The 17,233-nt window shown below is 68.4% G+C and carries 15 protein-coding genes; 8 read left to right on the forward strand and 7 right to left on the reverse strand.

The window, feature by feature from the left end:
• Positions 1-150: 150 nt before the first annotated feature.
• The 6 genes from urtA to A5727_RS28100 are packed head-to-tail and all read left to right on the forward strand — an operon-like array spanning position 151 to position 5,510.
• The gene (gene urtA / locus A5727_RS11030; RefSeq protein WP_197507643.1) at positions 151-1,392 is read left to right on the forward strand and encodes an urea ABC transporter substrate-binding protein; all 1,242 of its coding nucleotides are present in this window, start codon (positions 151-153) and stop codon (positions 1,390-1,392) included.
• Positions 1,393-1,395: 3 nt separating this feature from the next.
• Entirely contained in the window at positions 1,396-2,280 is an 885-nt protein-coding gene (urtB, locus tag A5727_RS11035) for an urea ABC transporter permease subunit UrtB (protein WP_068248846.1), read from the forward strand.
• On the forward strand, positions 2,277-3,395 hold the full coding sequence (gene urtC, locus A5727_RS11040; protein WP_068248850.1) for an urea ABC transporter permease subunit UrtC: 1,119 nt from the start codon (positions 2,277-2,279) through the stop codon (positions 3,393-3,395). Before urtB ends, urtC begins: the two co-directional genes overlap by 4 nt.
• A 59-nt stretch (positions 3,396-3,454) precedes the next feature.
• Positions 3,455-4,231: an urea ABC transporter ATP-binding protein UrtD gene (urtD, locus tag A5727_RS11045; protein WP_157521333.1), complete on the forward strand. Its 777-nt coding sequence runs from the start codon at positions 3,455-3,457 to the stop codon at positions 4,229-4,231.
• 6 nt (positions 4,232-4,237) lie between these two features.
• Complete coding sequence (gene urtE / locus A5727_RS11050) at positions 4,238-4,927, forward strand: urea ABC transporter ATP-binding subunit UrtE (RefSeq protein WP_068248955.1); 690 nt, start codon at positions 4,238-4,240, stop codon at positions 4,925-4,927.
• 43 nt (positions 4,928-4,970) lie between these two features.
• Positions 4,971-5,510 carry a hypothetical protein gene (locus tag A5727_RS28100; RefSeq protein WP_231992035.1) on the forward strand — a complete coding sequence of 180 codons (540 nt, stop codon included), beginning with the start codon at positions 4,971-4,973 and terminating at the stop codon, positions 5,508-5,510.
• Here the strand turns inward: A5727_RS28100 and hisS are convergent.
• Positions 5,493-6,764 (reverse strand): histidine--tRNA ligase, encoded by a 1,272-nt coding sequence (hisS, locus tag A5727_RS11060; protein WP_197507644.1) that lies wholly within the window; start codon positions 6,762-6,764, stop codon positions 5,493-5,495. The two genes, A5727_RS28100 and hisS, sit on opposite strands and share 18 nt — an antisense overlap.
• A 13-nt stretch (positions 6,765-6,777) precedes the next feature.
• The gene (locus tag A5727_RS11065) at positions 6,778-7,401 is read right to left on the reverse strand and encodes an MBL fold metallo-hydrolase (protein ID WP_068248855.1); all 624 of its coding nucleotides are present in this window, start codon (positions 7,399-7,401) and stop codon (positions 6,778-6,780) included.
• Positions 7,402-7,503: 102 nt separating this feature from the next.
• Here A5727_RS11065 and A5727_RS11070 point away from each other — a divergent pair, with 102 nt between their 5' ends.
• Positions 7,504-8,394, forward strand: a complete 891-nt coding sequence (locus A5727_RS11070) for a peptidylprolyl isomerase (protein WP_068248857.1) — start codon at positions 7,504-7,506, stop codon at positions 8,392-8,394.
• Positions 8,395-8,401: 7 nt separating this feature from the next.
• Positions 8,402-9,412: a peptidylprolyl isomerase gene (locus tag A5727_RS11075; RefSeq protein WP_068248860.1), complete on the forward strand. Its 1,011-nt coding sequence runs from the start codon at positions 8,402-8,404 to the stop codon at positions 9,410-9,412.
• A 24-nt stretch (positions 9,413-9,436) separates the two neighbouring features.
• On the opposite strand, the gene A5727_RS11080 is transcribed toward A5727_RS11075, so the two are convergent.
• From A5727_RS11080 to secD, 5 genes are all read right to left on the reverse strand, one after another.
• On the reverse strand, positions 9,437-11,737 hold the full coding sequence (locus A5727_RS11080) for a RelA/SpoT family protein (protein ID WP_068248958.1): 2,301 nt from the start codon (positions 11,735-11,737) through the stop codon (positions 9,437-9,439).
• A 140-nt stretch (positions 11,738-11,877) separates the two neighbouring features.
• On the reverse strand, positions 11,878-12,408 hold the full coding sequence (locus tag A5727_RS11085; RefSeq protein ID WP_068248863.1) for an adenine phosphoribosyltransferase: 531 nt from the start codon (positions 12,406-12,408) through the stop codon (positions 11,878-11,880).
• A gap of 6 nt (positions 12,409-12,414) precedes the next feature.
• Positions 12,415-14,055, reverse strand: a complete 1,641-nt coding sequence (locus A5727_RS11090; RefSeq protein WP_068248864.1) for an ABC transporter substrate-binding protein — start codon at positions 14,053-14,055, stop codon at positions 12,415-12,417.
• A gap of 20 nt (positions 14,056-14,075) precedes the next feature.
• Positions 14,076-15,347 (reverse strand): protein translocase subunit SecF, encoded by a 1,272-nt coding sequence (gene secF, locus A5727_RS11095; RefSeq protein ID WP_068248865.1) that lies wholly within the window; start codon positions 15,345-15,347, stop codon positions 14,076-14,078.
• Between the two features lie 3 nt (positions 15,348-15,350).
• On the reverse strand, positions 15,351-17,213 hold the full coding sequence (gene secD / locus A5727_RS11100; RefSeq protein WP_068248867.1) for a protein translocase subunit SecD: 1,863 nt from the start codon (positions 17,211-17,213) through the stop codon (positions 15,351-15,353).
• Positions 17,214-17,233 lie beyond the last annotated feature (20 nt).

Below are 17,233 nucleotides of genomic sequence, written 5' to 3' on the forward strand. Positions count from 1 at the left end.
TTTCACAGAAACACCGGCCACCTAACGTCCCGATCTGGCACCCGACGTGGGTGTCGTTCGGCCCGAATGAGGCACGCATCAGAGCCGACTCACCAAGGCCGCACTGTCCGTGACGAAAGGCTCTCGATGGTCAGCTCCAACCGTCCGCGAATGAGTAAGTCTGCCCTCGCAGCGGGATCGATCGCCCTTGCCACCGCCATGACCCTTGCGGGCTGCGGCAGCAAGGCCGGCGACACCGAGGCCGCCGGCGCTGAATCCTGCGTCGACACCTCGGGTTCCACCATCAAGGTGGGATCCCTGAACTCGCTGTCGGGCACCATGGCGATCTCCGAGGTCACCGTGCGCGACGCCATCAAGTTGGCCGTCGAGCAGATCAACGCCGACGGCGGCGTGCTGGGCAAGCAGATCGAGATCGTGGGTGAGGACGGCGCCTCCGACCCCGCGGTGTTCGCCCAGAAGGCCGAGAAGCTCATCAATTCCGACTGCGTCGCAGCGGTGTTCGGCGGATGGACCTCGTCGAGCCGCAAGGCCATGCTGCCGGTGTTCGAAAGCAACAACTCCCTGCTGTACTACCCCGTGCAGTACGAGGGCCTCGAGGCGTCGAAGAACATCTTCTACACCGGCGCCACCACCAATCAGCAGATCGTGCCCGCGCTGGACTACCTCAAGGAGAAGGGCGTCAAGTCGCTCTACCTGGTGGGCAGCGACTACGTGTTCCCACAGACCGCCAACCGGATCATCAAGGCCTACGCCGAGGCGAACGACATCGAGATCAAGGGCGAGGACTACACGCCGCTGGGATCGACCGACTTCTCGACCATCGTCAACAAGCTGCGCGCCTCCAACGCCGGCGCGGTGTTCAACACCCTCAACGGCGACTCCAACGTCGCGTTCTTCAAGGAGTACACCAACGCCGGCCTGACCCCGGAGAAGATGCCCGTGGTCTCGGTCTCCATCGCCGAGGAGGAGGTTGTGGGCATCGGCGCCAAGAACATCGAGGGCCAGCTCACGGCGTGGAACTACTACCAGACCGTCGACAACCCCGTGAACAAGGAGTTCGTCAAGGCCTACAAGGACAAGTACGGCGCCGACAAGCCGACGTCGGACCCCATGGAGGCCGCCTACGTCTCGGTGTTCCTGTGGAAGAACACCGCTGAGAAGGCGAACGCGTTCGACACCAAGGCGATTCAGGACAACGCCGACGGTGTGACCTTCGACGCCCCCGAGGGTCTGGTCACCATCGACGGCGAGAACCACCACATCACCAAGACCGCGCGGATCGGCGAGATCCATCCCGACGGCCTGATCTACACCGTGTGGGAGTCCGACGGCCCGATCGAGCCGGACCCCTACCTGAAGTCCTACCCGTGGGCGCAGGGCCTCTCGGGCTAGTCGATGGATGTCCTCATCGGGCAGCTGGCAACGGGATTGAGCCTCGGCTCAATCCTGTTGCTGGCCGCACTCGGACTCTCGCTCACCTTCGGTCAGATGGGCGTCATCAACATGGCGCACGGCGAATTCATCATGGCCGGCTGCTACACCGCGTTCGTGGTGCAGAAGGTGGTCTCCAATGCCGGTGCCTCCCTGCTGATCTCGCTGGTGGTGGGATTCGTGGTCGGCGGCCTGCTCGGCGTGCTCCTGGAGAGCACCCTGATCCAGCGGATGTACCACCGGCCGCTGGACACCCTGTTGGTCACCTTCGGTGTGGGGCTGATCCTGCAGCAGGTCGCCCGCGACATCTTCGGTGCCCCCGCGGTCAACGTGACCGCACCGACGTGGCTGTCGGGCGGAGTGGAGATCCTCGGCGCCGTCGTCCCCAAGAGTCGCATCTTCATTCTGCTGCTGGCCGTCGTGTGCGTGACGGTGCTGGCGTTGGTGCTCAAGGCCAGCCCCATGGGCCGTCGCATCCGGGCCGTTGTGCAGAACCGGGATCTCGCTGAGACCAGCGGCATCTCGTCGCGACGCACCGACATCACGACGTTCTTCATCGGGTCCGGGCTGGCCAGTGTCGCCGGCGTGGCCCTGACGCTGATCGGGTCGACGAGTCCGACCACCGGGCAGGCCTACCTGATCGACGCATTCCTGGTGGTCGTGGTCGGCGGCCTCGGCCAGATCAAGGGCACCGTCATCGCGGCGTTCGCACTGGGGCTGATCAATTCGTTCATCGAGTACAGCACCACCGCGTCGCTGGCCAAGGTGATCGTCTTCGTGATCATCGTCGTCTTCCTACAGGTCCGCCCCCAGGGACTGTTCACCGTGCGCACAAGGAGTCTGGTATGAGAAGCCGTCTGAGCCGGCTCGGGCGATGGCAGACGTGGGCCGGTTTCGCCGTCGCCGCCGTGCTGTTGTTCGGTGTCGCGCCCGCGGTGCTCAGCACCTTCCGACTGGGCCTGCTCGGCCAGTACCTGTGTTTCGCCATCGTGGCAGCGGGCATCGGCCTGGCCTGGGGCCGCGGCGGCATGCTCACGCTGGGTCAGGGTGTGTTCTTCGGTCTCGGCGCCTACATGATGGGCATGCACCTCAAGATCGCGGACGCCGAGATCCGGGGCAACAGCGTGCCGGACTTCATGCAGATCGCCGGAATCCCTGTCCTGCCGGGCTATTGGGAACCGTTCGCCTCCCCCGCGTTCACGCTGCTGGCCATCGTGGTGGTGCCGACGGCGATCGCGGCGCTGCTGGGCCTCGGCGTCTTCAAGCGCCGCGTCAAGGGCGCCTACTTCGCGATCCTGTCCCAGGCCCTGGCGGCCGCGATGGCCATCCTGCTCGTCGGTCAGGCCACCCTGGGTGGGAGCAACGGGCTCAACGGTTTCCGCACATTCTTCGGATTCACACTCTCGGACCCGGTGAACCGGCAGATGCTGTACTTCATCGCGGCGGGCGTGCTTCTGGCGGTCGTCGCCGTGGTACGGCAGCTCATGCAGAGTCGGTACGGCGAACTCCTGGTGGCGGTCCGGGACGGCGAGGAGCGCGTGCGCTTCCTGGGCTACGACCCGGCCAACATCAAGGTGGTGGCGTACACGGCCGCCGCACTGTTCGCCAGCATCGCCGGAGCGCTGTTCGCGCCGATCATCGGATTCATCACTCCGGCCCAGGTCGGCATCGTGCCGTCGATCGCGTTCCTGATCGGCGTCGCGATCGGTGGCCGCACCACACTGCTGGGGCCGGTGCTGGGAGCGATCGGTGTCGCGTGGGCCCAGACGGCGTTCTCCGAACGATTCCCCTCCGGCTGGACCTACGCCCAGGGCCTGCTGTTCATCGTCGTCGTCGGGTTCTTCCCGGCCGGATTGGCGGGCATCGGCGCGCTGCGCAGGCGGCGTCGGCGGACCGAGTCCGCAGCCGAGCCCGTCCCGGATTCGCATCCCGACCCCGAACCAGAGAAGGTGACCGCGTCGTGACCGCCGCAGAGACCGCACCGACCACACCGCCGGAGCCCGTCGCGGGCGGCAACGTCGGAATGGGCACCGAGTACCTCGAAGTACGCTGTCTGACAGTCGATTTCGACGGATTCAAGGCGGTCAGCGACGTCGACCTGACCCTGTTCCAGGGAGACCTGCGATTCCTGATCGGCCCCAACGGCGCCGGGAAGACGACCGTCATCGACGCGATCACCGGACTGGTCTCAGCGACCGGATCCATCAGCAAGTCCGGGGTCGAACTGATCGGCAGGAAGGTGCACCAGATCGCCCGCCTCGGCGTGGGCCGCACCTTTCAGACCGCCTCGGTGTTCGAACAGCTGACGGTGCTGCAGAACCTCGACATCGCCGCGGGCGCCGGACGGTCCTGGCTCACGCTGCTGCGGCGACGCAGTGGCGTGCTGCCCGCCATCGAGGAGGCACTCGAGACGATCGGGCTGACGCATCTGGCCGACCAACCCGCGGGTGTCCTGGCGCACGGCCAGAAACAGTGGCTCGAGATCGGCATGCTGCTGGTGCAGAACGCCGACGTGCTGCTGCTCGACGAACCCGTGGCCGGCATGAGCACCGAGGAACGCGAGGAGACCGGAAACCTGCTCCGGCGCATCGGCGCCGAGCGCACCGTGGTCGTGGTCGAGCACGACATGGACTTCATGCGGGCTTTCGCGACATCGGTGACGGTGCTCGCGCGCGGTCAGGTGATCGCCGAGGGCACGGTCGCCGAGGTCCAGGCCAATCCCAAGGTCCAGGAGGTGTACCTGGGCACCGCGGCCGCGGGCGCCGAGGGCATCCCGGACGAACTGATCGAGGAGACCTGAGTGACCCTGCAACTGGTCGACGTACGCAGCGGCTACGGCCGATCCGAGGTCATCCACGGCGTGAGCCTCGAAGTGCCCTCGGACGGGGTCGCCGCGGTCATGGGTCACAACGGCGCGGGCAAGACCACCCTGCTGCGCACCGCGGTCGGCCTGCTCAAATGCACATCCGGCAGGGTGCTGTTCGAGGGCGAGGACATCACCAGGCTGCGCCCGTCGGCCCGCGTGGCCCGCGGCCTGGCCTACGTGCCGCAGGGCCAGCAGTCCTTCGGCCAGCTGACGACGGCCGAGAACCTCCAGGTGGTGGCGGACGGGCGGAAGAACGGCCGGAAGCTCATCGACGAGCAGTTGGACCTCTTCCCCGCGCTCAAGGAACTGCTGACCCGCCGGGCCGGTCTGCTCTCGGGCGGGCAGCGCCAGCAGCTGGCCATCGCACGAGCGCTGATCACCTCACCCAAGACCCTGATCCTCGACGAACCCACCGAGGGCATCCAGCCGTCGGTGGTGGCCGAGATCGAGGCGGCGATCACGGCCCTGACGCAGCGTGGCGACCTCGGCGTACTGCTCGTCGAGCAGCACATCGGATTCGCCCTCGAGTCGGCGCAGCAGTACTACATCCTGGAGGCCGGCCGGGTGACCAGTTCGGGCACGGGCGGTTCAGCCTCCGAGGAGGATGTGCGCGCAGCCATGGCGATCTGACGTATCGGCCGCGCCGGACTCCGACAACTGGCAGGCTGCGCACATGGGCTCAACCGACGACTTCCGGATCCTCACCGACACCGGGGCACTCGTGGTGGCCGAGGAGGGCCATCGTGTGATCGTCTTCGACCGCAACACCGGCACACCTGCCACAGTGGCCTTCGTGCTCGGCATTCTGGCGCTGGTGACGGGTGGATTCGGCATCGTGGCCCTCGTGGGCGGCCTGCTGCCCGTCGTCGTGGCGGCGGCGTTGCTGGCCGTCGGCGTGATCGCGGCCGGTGCCGCAGGCTGGCTGGTGCGCACCATTCGGCGGCGGCGGTCGCTGCCGCTGCCGCAGTGCCGCACCGTGGCGGTGCTCGACCGGAAGCGCGGGTTGTTCAGTTCAGCCGGCGGCGCCCTGGTCGGCCTCGATCAGGTGCGGTTCGAGCGGCGCATGCAGATGACGTCGAGTTCACCCAAGCTCGTCGCGATCACTCCCGGCGGCGTGCGGGTGCTCAAGCGCGGAAATCCGTTCGACGGCGGTATCGGCGATGTCGACGAGGTGCTCACCGCCGCCGCGACCGCGTCAGTTCGACAGGCGTGAGAGTACGTCGGCGACAACGGAATCCACCGCGACGTCGACCTGCTCACCGGAACCGAGGTTCTTGACGCCGACGGTGCCCGCCTCGATGTCGCGGTCACCGGCCACCAGCGCGAGCACCGCTCCCGAGCGGTCCGCGGCACGCATCGCGCCCTTGAGACCGCGGTCGCCGTAGGCCAGGTCGACGCGCACGCCGGCCGCACGCAGCTTGGCGGCCAGCACCACGAGCACCGACTTCGCCTGCTCTCCCAGCGGCACCCCGAAGACGTCGACGCGTGACGTCACGCCCACCGACCTGCCCTCGGCCGCCAGAGCCAGCACGGTGCGGTCGACGCCGAGCCCGAACCCGATGCCGGACAGGTCCTGGCCGCCGAGCTGGCTCATCAGGCCGTCGTACCGACCGCCGCCGCCGATGCCGGACTGCGCACCGAGGCCGTCGTGCACGAACTCGAAGGTGGTCTTGGTGTAGTAGTCCAGGCCGCGCACCATCCTCGGGTTCACCACATACGGCACGCCGAGGGCGTCGAGGTGCGCCAGCACTCTGTCGAAGTGCGACTTGGCCGATTCCGACAGGTGATCGAGCATCACCGGCGCCTCGGCCGTCATCGCGCGGACCTCGGGGCGTTTGTCGTCGAGCACCCGCAGCGGATTGATCTCGGCACGCTTGCGGGTCGCCTCATCGAGGTCGAGTGTGAACAGGAAGTCCTGCAGCAGTTGGCGGTACGCGGGCCGGCACGTGTCGTCCCCGAGCGAGGTGATCTCCAACCGGAACCCGTCGAGGCCCAGCGAGCGGAATCCGGCGTCGGCGACCGCGATCACCTCGGCGTCGAGTGCGGGGTCGTCGACGCCGATCGCCTCGATGCCCACCTGCTGAAGCTGGCGGTACCGGCCCGCCTGAGGCCGCTCGTACCGGAAGAACGGGCCGGAGTAGCACAGTTTGACCGGCAGCGCGCCGCGATCGAGGCCGTGCTGGATCACCGCGCGCATCACACCCGCGGTGCCCTCGGGCCGCAGCGTGACCGAGCGCTCGCCGCGGTCGGCGAAGGTGTACATCTCCTTCGACACCACGTCGGTGGACTCACCGACGCCGCGCGCGAACAGTGCGGTGTCCTCGAAGATCGGCAGTTCGATGTCGCCGTAGCCGGCGCGCCGGGCCGCGTCCAGCAGCCCGTCGCGCACCGCGACGAACTGTGCCGATTCGGGCGGCAGGTAGTCGGGGACGCCCTTGGGTCCTTGAAAAGCCGCTGAGTCGCTCACGCAGTCCGATCCTTCATGGGTGTTCATTGTCGCGCAGGTGCCTGTTGAATCGGCGCTCGCCGCCGATCGTGGTCGACGGGCCGTGGCCCGGTAGTACCACGGTGTCGTCATCGAGCACCAGCAATTTAGCCGCGATCGAATCCAACAGCATCGCGGGGTCCTCACTGTGACCGGCGCCGCAGCCTGGGTGCCCGACCGTGCGGAAACCGAGCGTGTCCCCGGTGAACGCGACGGCCGCGGGGCCCTCGTCGGTGTCGGCGGCCACCCGGAACACCACCGATCCGGCGGTGTGACCGGGCGTGTGGTCCACCTCGACCTCGACGCCGGCGACGCTGATCCGGCTCGGCAGGTCCAGCAGCGTCTCGGGCGGGTCGGTCAGCAGGTCGTGGTCGGCGGCGTGCAGGTGGACCGGGATGTCCCAGCCTGCGCACAGGTCGTAGGCCATCGCCGCATGGTCGGGATGCCCATGGGTGAGCAGCACCGCCGCCGGCGTCAGGTCGTTGGCCGCGAAGTAGTACTCCAGGGTCAGGACCGAGTTCTCGCCCGGATCGATCACGATCGCCGCTCCCCCGGCCCTGGGCGCGACGAGATAGCAGTTGGTCTCCAGCTCACCCACCGCGAACCCCGTGATCAGCACGACGAACAGTCTCTCACCAGCGGGTCGGCCCGCCTGCGCCCAGCCGCGGCTGGCACACTCGTGGGCAGCAGATCCACAGGTGAGAGATGGAGGACATCGGCAGTGCCGACGAACGAAGAACGGCGTGAGGCCGCCAGGCGCAGACTCGAAGAGCAGCTCGAGCGTCAGGAACAGCAGGCGAAACGACGGCGCATGCTCGCGATCATCGCGGGCGCGACGGCCGCGGTACTGGTGATCGGCGCCGTCGTCGCCGTGGTTCTGGTCAACCGCAAGGACAGTGACTCGGTGGCCTCGACCGCGGAGACGTCCGCCGACCCGTTCGCCACGCCCGACGCCCCGCCGTCCGAGCCTCCCGCCGACGGCGCGCTGCCGCCGTTCACCCCGTCGGCCAACACGGGCGCCAACTGCCAGTACCCGGCGCGTGGCGAGGCCAGCAAACCCAACAACCCACCCCGAACCGGCAAGGTGCCCACCGAGCCGGCGCAGGTCAGTGTGAGCATGGCGACCAACGAGGGCAACATCGGGCTGCAGTTGGACAACGCGAAGGCGCCGTGCACGGTCAACAGCTTCGCGAGCCTGGCCCAGCAGGGCTACTTCAACGACACGGTCTGCCACCGGCTGACCACCACTCCGGGCCTGTCGGTGCTGCAGTGCGGCGACCCGACCGGCACGGGCACCGGCGGCCCGGGCTACGAGTTCGCCAACGAGTACCCCACCGACCAGTACCCCGTCGGCAGCCCGGCCGCGCAGACTCCCGTGCTGTACCCGCGCGGCACTCTCGCGATGGCCAACGCCGGGCCCGGCACCAACGGCAGCCAGTTCTTCCTGGTGTACCAGGACTCCCAGCTGCCGCCGCAGTACACGGTGTTCGGCACGATCGACGAGACCGGACTGGCCACGCTGGACCGGATCGCCGCGGCCGGCGTGGCCGGCGGTGCGGTGGACGGCGCGCCCGTCGACGAGGTCAAGGTGACCTCGATCCAGCTGGACTGACCCGACGATGACGTTTCCGCCCGCCCCACCGGGTCCGCCGCCGCCGGGGTGGGCGGATCCGTATCTGCACCCCTACGGCGTCCCGCCGAAGCGCCCAACCAACGGAATGGCCGTCGCGGCCCTGGTGACCTCACTGGTCTTCGCGCCGCTGGGCATCGTGTTCGGGCACATCTCGCTGCACCAGATCAAACGCAGCGGTGAAGAGGGCCGCGGGATGGCGATCGCCGGACTGGTCATCGGATACCTGCTGACGACGCTGGCGATCCTTGGGCTGATCCTGGTCATGGTGTTGACGCTGCTGGTGGTCCAGGATGCCGGCCGGAACCCGCACTACGACCGCGGCCCCAGTTACACCGCGGCGCCGGTCCCCGATCCGTCGATCCCGCCACTGCCCGAGTTCGCGCCGCCCGCCGGTCTGGGGGCCGCGTGCAGCTATCCGGCGGCCGACGGAGCCCCGGCCCGCCCCGCGAAGCCGCCACGGGAGGGCAGGGTGCCGACACAGCCCAGCACCGTCGAGGTCACCATCGACACCGACCGGGGCGCGATCGGCGTGACGCTGGACAACGCGAAGGCGCCGTGCACGGTCAACAGCTTCGTCAGCCTGGCGCAGCAGGGCTGGTTCGACAGAACCACCTGCCACCGGCTGACCGCGAACCGGTCGCTGTCGGCGCTGCAGTGCGGTGACCCCTCGGGGACCGGACGCGGTGGTCCCGGATACACCTTCGCCAACGAGTACCCGACCAACCAGTACCCGAAAGGATCTGGGGCACTGAGTGATCCGGTGCGTTACCCACGGGGCACCGTCGCGATGGCCAACGCCGGCCCGGACACCAACGGCAGCCAGTTCTTCATCCTGTACGCGGACTCGATGCTGCCGCCGGTCTACACGGTGTTCGGTTCGGTGGACGAGACCGGGATGGCGACGGTCGACGAGGTGGCCGAAGCGGGCGTCACGGGCGGGAACCTCGACGGCGCACCCGCACAGCCGGTGACCGTGAAGTCGATCCGGCTGCAGTAGCGCCTGCCGGGCGCGCCCGGCCGATCAGGCCGCGGAGGTGACCCGGTAGACGTCGTAGACGCCCTCGACGTTGCGCACCACGTTCAGCACGTGCCCGAGATGCTTGGGATCACCCATCTCGAAGGTGAACCGGCTGATGGCCACGCGGTCATCGGAGGTGGTCACCTGCGCCGAAAGGATGTTCACCTTCTCGTCGGCGAGCACCCGCGTCACATCGGAGAGCAGTCGATGCCGGTCCAGCGCCTCGACCTGGATCGCGACCAGGAACACCGACTTCGGCCCGGGCGCCCAGTGCACTTCGATGATGCGCTCGGACTGCTCCTGCAGCGACGACGCGTTGGTGCAGTCGGTGCGGTGCACGCTGACGCCCCCGCCGCGCGTGACGAACCCCATGATCGAGTCGCCGGGCACGGGCGTACAGCATTTGGCCAGCTTCGTCAGCACACCGGGCGCGCCAGGGACCGCGACACCGGTGTCGTCGTTGCTGCGCTGGCGCACCGGAATGTTCGATGGCGTGGACCGCTCGGCGATCTCGTCCTCGGCGTCGTCGGCCCCGCCGAGTTGGGCGATCAGGCGCTGCACCACGTGCCGCGCGGAGATGTGCCCCTCGCCGACCGCGGTGTAGAGCGCCGACACGTCGGCGTAGCGCAGCTCGCGCGCGAGCGCCACGACGGAATCGCTGTTCATCAAGCGCTGCAACGGAAGTCCGCCTCGACGCACCTCCCGCGCGATGGCGTCCTTGCCGGACTCCAGCGCCTCCTCACGACGTTCCTTGGCGAACCACTGCCGGATCTTGGCCTTGGCCCGCGGCGACACCACGAAGCCCTGCCAGTCGCGGGACGGCCCGGCGTTGGGGGCCTTCGAGGTGAACACCTCGACGACCTCGCCGTTCTCGAGCTTGCGTTCCAGGGCCACCAGCCGGCCGTTGACCCGCGCGCCGATGCAGCGATGGCCCACCTCGGTGTGCACGGCGTAGGCGAAGTCCACCGGCGTGGAACCGGCCGGCAGGGTGATCACGTCGCCCTTGGGGGTGAACACGAAGATCTCCTGCACCGCAAGGTCGTAACGCAGCGATTCGAGGAACTCACCCGGATCGGCGGCCTCACGCTGCCAGTCGAGCAGCTGTCGCATCCAGGCCATGTCGTCGATCTCGGCGGCGGCGTGGTGGGCGGGAACACCGTTGCGGCCCTTGGCCTCCTTGTACCGCCAGTGCGCGGCGATGCCGTACTCCGCGGTGCGGTGCATGTCCCGCGTGCGGATCTGGACCTCCAGCGGCTTGCCCTCCGGGCCGACCACGGTGGTGTGCAGCGACTGGTAGACACCGAACCGGGGCTGGGCGATGTAGTCCTTGAACCGGCCCGCCATGGGCTGCCACAGCGAATGCACCACGCCGACTGCCGCATAGCAGTCCCGGATCTCGTCGCACAGGATGCGCACACCGACCAGGTCGTGGATATCGTCGAAATCGCGGCCCTTGACGATCATCTTCTGGTAGATCGACCAGTAGTGCTTGGGGCGACTCTCGACCGTCGCGCTGATCCTCGACGCGTTGAGCGTCGCGACGATCTCGGCGCGCACCTTGGCCAGATACGTGTCACGGGACGGCGCCCGGTCGGCGACCAGGCGCACGATCTCCTCGTAGCGTTTGGGGTGCAGGATCGCGAACGACAGGTCCTCGAGCTCCCACTTGACCGTCGCCATGCCCAGCCGATGCGCCAGGGGCGCAATGACTTCCAGGGTCTCGCGAGCCTTGCGCGCCTGCTTCTCGGGCGGCAGGAACCGCATGGTGCGCATGTTGTGCAGCCGGTCGGCGACCTTGATCACCAGCACCCGCGGATCACGTGCCATGGCGATGATCATCTTGCGGATGGTCTCGGCCTCGGCCGCGGTGCCCAGCACCACCCGATCGAGTTTCGTGACGCCGTCGACCAGATGGCCGACCTCCTCACCGAACTCGGCCTGCAGGGCCTCGAGCGTGTAGCCGGTGTCCTCCACGGTGTCGTGCAGCAGGGCCGCCACCAGCGTGGTGGTGTCCATGCCCAGTTCGGCCAGGATGTTGGCGACCGCCAGCGGGTGCGTGATGTACGGGTCGCCGGACTTGCGCATCTGGGTCGCGTGGCGCTCCTCGGCCACCGCGTACGCGCGCTGCAGCAGACCCAGGTCGGCCTTGGGGTAGATCTCGCGGTGCACCGCCACCAGCGGTTCGAGCACAGGGTTGATCGCACTGCGCTGCGATGTCATGCGCCGCGCCAGCCGCGCGCGCACGCGCCGGGAGGCGCTGCTGGACCCGCGCGTGTTCTCGGGACTGGACTCGGCGGGTGCCACGGAAGACGGGCTGCGCTCAACGGCCGCGACCGACTTCTGCTCCTCGCTCACGCCGTCACCTCCCACACTCGAGCAACGCCCCGAAGGTCCCCAGACTAGTCCTGATCGTCCACGTGCTCACCGAGGCCTGCCGTCCCGCGTCAGATCAGGTGCAGGCTGGTGACCGGCAGCGGCGCCACAATGCCCCGCCCGTCGAGGGCCGACAGTTCCAGTACGACCGCCGCGCCCGGCACGTGGGCGCCGCAATGCTCGAGGAGTCGGCGGGTGGCAGCCAGCGTGCCTCCCGTCGCCAGGACGTCGTCGACGATGAACACCGAACGGCCCGCGAGGTCGATGCCCTCGGCGGGGATCTCCAGCGTGGCGGTGCCGTACTCGAGTGTGTACTGCTCACTGTGCACCGGCGGCGGCAGCTTGCCGCCCTTGCGGACCGCCAGCACACCGGTGCTCAACCTGGTCGCAACAGCGGCGCCCAGCAGGAAACCCCTGGCGTCGATGCCCGCGATCAGGTCGGCTCCGGCCGCGGCGTCGGCCAGCGCGCCCGTGACGGCCGCCAGACCCGCACTGTCGGCCAGCAGAGGTGTGAGGTCCTTGAACTGGATTCCCGGTTCGGGGAAGTCGACGACCTCCCGGGTCAGCGATCGGACCAGGTCACTGATCGACTGCTCAGTCATGGCGAGTCACTTTCTGAGCACCCAGCGGTCCATATTCCAGCCTGCGCCCCATCGGGTCGGGTTACTGCTCACCGCATACATCTTCTTCGATGTCAGCAGTGTGCGCTGCTGACGGTAGAGCGGAAGTGTGGGCATGTCGGCCCACAGCACTGGGGCGCCCTCGGACAGCAGCCTGGCCTGTTCCTTGGGGTCCACGGTCACGGCGAGCGCGCTGATGATTCCGTCGATCTGGCCGTTGGCGTACCGCGACAGGTTGTTTCCGTTGGGGCCGAACAACGCATAGGCGTCCATCGATGAGACACCGGTCGAACCGGACCCGGTCGCACCGCCGACGCTCGCGATCAGGACGTCGATCCGACCGTCAAGCAGCGCCTGTGGGTTCACGTCCGCGCCCGCGGCGTCCTGCACGGTGATACCCGCGGGTGCGCACGCCTTCGAGATGGCGCCGACGGTCGCCGCGAGCCGCGGATTGGGGGTCTGATACCCGATCCGCACCGTCAGCGGACGGTTGTCCAGCGCGTCCCGTGCGGCGTCTGGGTTGCCCGCGATGAACTGGCCGGACTCGGGCACGTTCTCGGCCTGGGTCAGGGCGTCCTCGGCGGCGGGGTTGAGACGCGCGTTGCTGATCGGAAGCTCGGCGTTGCGTGCGATCGCCTCACGCGGCGTGCAGAACGCCAGTGCACGGCGTGCGGGCACCGGCGCGAGCGGGCCCTGCGGCGCGAAGATCATCTGCTCGATGCCCGCCGCGGGTGTCTCGGTGCGGTCGTACTCGTCCGGCGTGGTCAGGGTGCCCGAGGAACCCGTCGCGACGTCGACGACATCGAACGTGCCGTCGTTGACGCGGTCCTGCACGTCGGCGCTGCGCGGCCAGACGGTGACGCGCGGCGTCACCGGATCCGAACCCCACCAGCGCTCGTTGGCGACCAGCACGATCGAACCGTCGTCACGCACCTCGTCGAGCCGGTACGGGCCCGACGACGGGAAGTTCTTGAGGTCGACACCGGGCTTGAGATCCCACAGTGTGTTCCACGCCTGCGCGATCGGCGCGACCCGGGCCTGGTCCCCGGACTGCACCGCAGTCGTCACGCCACCCTCGCCCAGACCCAACTGATCGGCGATGACGTGCGCGGGCATCATCGTCGTCGCGGTGAACAACTGGTTGAACTCGGAGAAGTTGCGGTCCACCGCGAACGCCACCCGGGCCTTCTTCTGGCCGGGCGCGCAGTCGATGGTCGCGACGTCGATGTAGCCGGCGCGACTGGCCGCGTTGAACGCCGGGAAACGTCCCGACTGCGCGGCCCAGGCCAGGACCATGTCGTCACACGTGATCGGCTTGCCGTCGGAGTACACCGCGTTGTCGGCGATCTGGTAGTCGAGCACCAGCGGCTCACGGCCGACCACCGACACCGACCCGAAGTCGTGGTCGGCGACCACCTGTCCGTCGGGCCCGTGGTAGCCGAAGCCCGTCAGCACACGCCCGAAGGCCTGCGGCCCCGCCGATGCGGCACCGGAGACGGTGTTGACGTTGTAGGTGGTCAGGGTGCCGTCGACGGCGTAGTCGATCTCCGCTTCGGCGCCCGTACCGCACGACGTCAATCCCGCAGCCAGCACCCCCGCCGCGACCGCGGCGGTGATCCGTCGTCGCATGGACACCGCTGTCGACACGACTAGGACCGTCGGGTGTTCCGCTTGCCGCTCGGTCGGCCGGTGCGTTGCGCCGGCCGCGACGGGCGCGACGGGCGGCCCCCGGCCGCGGGCTTGGCGGCCAGCGCCTTCGCGGGCTTGTCCTCGTCCTCAGTGGCGTCGGCCTCTGCGTCCGAGGCGGCAGCGGCACCGCCGGCCAGACGCTCACGACGGCGCAGCACCCGGCGGGTGTGGTTGCGCACCTTCTCGGTGCGCTCGAACAGGGTCACCAGCAGCGGAGTCGCGAAGAAGATCGACGAGTACGTACCGACGATGACACCGATCAGCTGCACCAGCGCCAGGTCCTTGAGCGTGCCGACGCCCAGCAGCCACACCGCGACCACCATCAGCGACAGGATCGGCAGCACCGAGATGAGGCTCGTGTTGATCGAGCGCATGAACGTCTGGTTCACCGCGAGGTTGGCCTGTTCGGCGTATGTGCGCCGGGTGGTGTGCTCGAAGCCCTCGGTGTTCTCCTCGACCTTGTCGAACACGATGACGGTGTCATACAGCGAGAAGCCGAGGATCGTCAGAAGACCGATCACGGTGGCGGGCGTGACTTCGAACCCGACCAGGGCGTACACGCCTGCGGTGACGATGAGATCGAAGAACATCGTCGCCATGGCCGAGATCGCCATGAACTTCTCGTAGCGCAGCGTGATGTAGATCGTCACGATGACGACGAACACCAGCAGCGCGATAAGCGCCTTCTGGGTGATCTGGCCGCCCCAGGTCTCGGACACCGCGGAATCGCTGATGGCCTGCTTGCTGGGCTCACCGTCGGTGCCGCGCGGCTGGAACTTCTCGAACAGCGCGTCCCGCAGCTTGGCGGTCTGCTCGTTGTCGAGCGTCTCCGAGCGAATCTGCACGGTCGCCGAGTCGCCTGCGCCGACGATGACCACGGACTCCGGCTCGGCGCCGATGGTGTTGCTGAACACCGTCTCCACCTGCTCGGTGGTGACCGCGTTGTCGCCGGACCCCCGAGGCATCGACACCTTGGTGCCGCCCTCGAAGTCGATGCCGAACGAGAAGCCGCGGATCAGGATCGCCGCGATCGAGATCGCCACGATCGCGCCGCTGACGGCGAACCACAGCTTGCGACGGCCGATGACCTCGAATGCACCGGTGCCGGTGTAGAGGCGGGTGAAGAACCCGTGCTGCGGCAGTTGCGCGGCAGCGGCTGCCGACAACTCGTCGCCGTTGCTCTCAGTGATCTCGACATCCGTTGCGGTGGTGCCGTTTTCGTCAGTCGCCATCGTCTATCCCCGTCCCGCCGAATGCGCGGCCGCCCGGCGTTCGCGCGCGATCTGCTGAACTGCACCGAGCCCGTTGAACGCCGGTTTGGCCATGGTCGCCGACTTGGACGCCAGGTACACCAGCGGCCAGGTCACCAGGAACACGACCAGGACGTCCAGGATCGTGGTCAGGCCCAGCGTGAACGCGAAGCCCTTGACCTGACCGACGGCCAGGAAGTACAGCACCGCGGCCGCGATGAAGCTCACGGCGTTGCCGGACAGAATCGTCTTGCGGGCGCGCGCCCAGCCTCGCGGCACGGCCGACCGGAACGATCTGCCCTCGCGGATCTCGTCCTTGATGCGTTCGAAGAACACCACGAAGGAGTCGGCGGTCATACCGATACCGATGATCAGGCCCGCGATGCCCGCGAGGTCGAGCGTGTAACCGATGTAGCGGCCCAACAGCACAAGGATGGCGAACACCATCGCGCCGGAGGCCACCAGCGACACCGCCACCAGAACTCCGAGCGCCCGGTAGTAGAGCAGTGCGTAGAGCAGGGTCAGGACCAGGCCCACCGCACCCGCGATCAGGCCCGCCTTCAACGACGTCAGACCCAGGGTGGCCGAGACGGTCTCGGCTTCCGAGGACTCGAACGACAGCGGCAGCGAACCGTACTTGAGCACGTTGGCCAGGTCACGCGCCTCGGTGCTGGTGAAGTTGCCCGTGATCTGGGTGCGACCACCGGGGATCGCCTGCCGGATCTGCGGCGCGCTGACCACCTGCGAGTCGAGGGTGAACGCGGTCTGCGTGCCGATGTTGGCCGCGGTGAAGTCCGCCCAGGTGTCGACGGCCTTGCCGGTGAACTCCAGGTCGACCACGTACTGGCCGCCCTGCTGATCGAAGCCGGACGTGGCGTTCTTGATGTCCTCGCCGCTGATGATCGACTTGTCGAGCACGTAGACGGTGGAGCCGTCCTGCGAGCACGTCACCAACGGCAGGTTCGGATCGTCGTTGCCGGCCAGCACGTCGTCCTGACCACAGCGCTCGGCCACATACGGCACGGCGAGGAACTTCAGGATGTTCGTGTTGGTGTTCTGCCGAAGCTGCTGCTCGAACTTGATCCGGCCGGCCAGATCCTTGCGCGGATCGGGCGGGCCCGCCGGAGCCTTGGGTTCGCCGGCGTTGGGCGCCGGAGCGGGCGCGGGCGACGGTGCCGGGCTCTCGGGCGCCGGAGTGGGCTCGGTCGGGCTGGGAGCAGGCTCCTGCGGATACGGGCGCGGCTGCGGGGCCGGGGCCTCGGGCGCAGCAGGGGCCTGGCCGCCGGGCACGCCCGGATCGGCCGGAGCCGGCGCGCCCGGGAGGCCTGGAAGACCCGGCAGGCCACCGGGAAGACCCGGCAGTCCGGGTGCACCCGGTGCACCGGGCTGACCGGGCGCACCGGGCTGACCGGGCGCACCGGGCTGACCGCCGCCCTGCAGGCCCTCTGCGGCCTGCTTCAGCTGGTCCACCGGCACGCCCTGGGCGACGGGACGGACGAAAAGTCGCGCCGTCTGCCCCAGGTTGCGCGCCTCGTTGCCATCGTTGCCCGGGACCGTGATGACCAGGTTGTCACCGTCGATCACGACCTCGGAGCCCGAGACGCCGAGGCCGTCGACACGCGCGCCGATGATCTGTTGGGCCTGCTGGAGCGCCTCGCGGGTCGGGGCCGACCCATCGGGGGTGCGGGCAGTGAGGGTCACCCGAGTCCCGCCCTGCAGGTCGATGCCCAGCTTGGGCTTGGCCTGTTTGTCCCCGGTCAGGAACACCAGCAGATAGGCGCCGATGAGCAGGACCAGAAACAGCGTCAGGTAGCGGTACGGGTGCACCGGCGCCGTAGACGATGCCACGTTGTTACGTCTCCTCAGAG

This window comes from Mycobacterium sp. ACS4331 (genome assembly GCF_001667265.1).
In the GTDB taxonomy this organism is placed as follows: Bacteria; Actinomycetota; Actinomycetes; order Mycobacteriales; family Mycobacteriaceae; genus Mycobacterium.

Coding starts and splice junctions, on each gene's coding strand:
- A5727_RS11090 (WP_068248864.1), bottom strand. CDS start 14,055: ATGCGACGACGGATCACCGCCGCGGTCGCGGCGGGGGTGCTGGCTGCG.
- urtB (WP_068248846.1), top strand. CDS start 1,396: ATGGATGTCCTCATCGGGCAGCTGGCAACGGGATTGAGCCTCGGCTCA.
- urtD (WP_157521333.1), top strand. CDS start 3,455: ATGGGCACCGAGTACCTCGAAGTACGCTGTCTGACAGTCGATTTCGAC.
- A5727_RS11075 (WP_068248860.1), top strand. CDS start 8,402: ATGACGTTTCCGCCCGCCCCACCGGGTCCGCCGCCGCCGGGGTGGGCG.
- secF (WP_068248865.1), bottom strand. CDS start 15,347: ATGGCGACTGACGAAAACGGCACCACCGCAACGGATGTCGAGATCACT.
- urtC (WP_068248850.1), top strand. CDS start 2,277: ATGAGAAGCCGTCTGAGCCGGCTCGGGCGATGGCAGACGTGGGCCGGT.
- urtA (WP_197507643.1), top strand. CDS start 151: ATGAGTAAGTCTGCCCTCGCAGCGGGATCGATCGCCCTTGCCACCGCC.
- A5727_RS28100 (WP_231992035.1), top strand. CDS start 4,971: ATGGGCTCAACCGACGACTTCCGGATCCTCACCGACACCGGGGCACTC.
- A5727_RS11085 (WP_068248863.1), bottom strand. CDS start 12,408: ATGACTGAGCAGTCGATCAGTGACCTGGTCCGATCGCTGACCCGGGAG.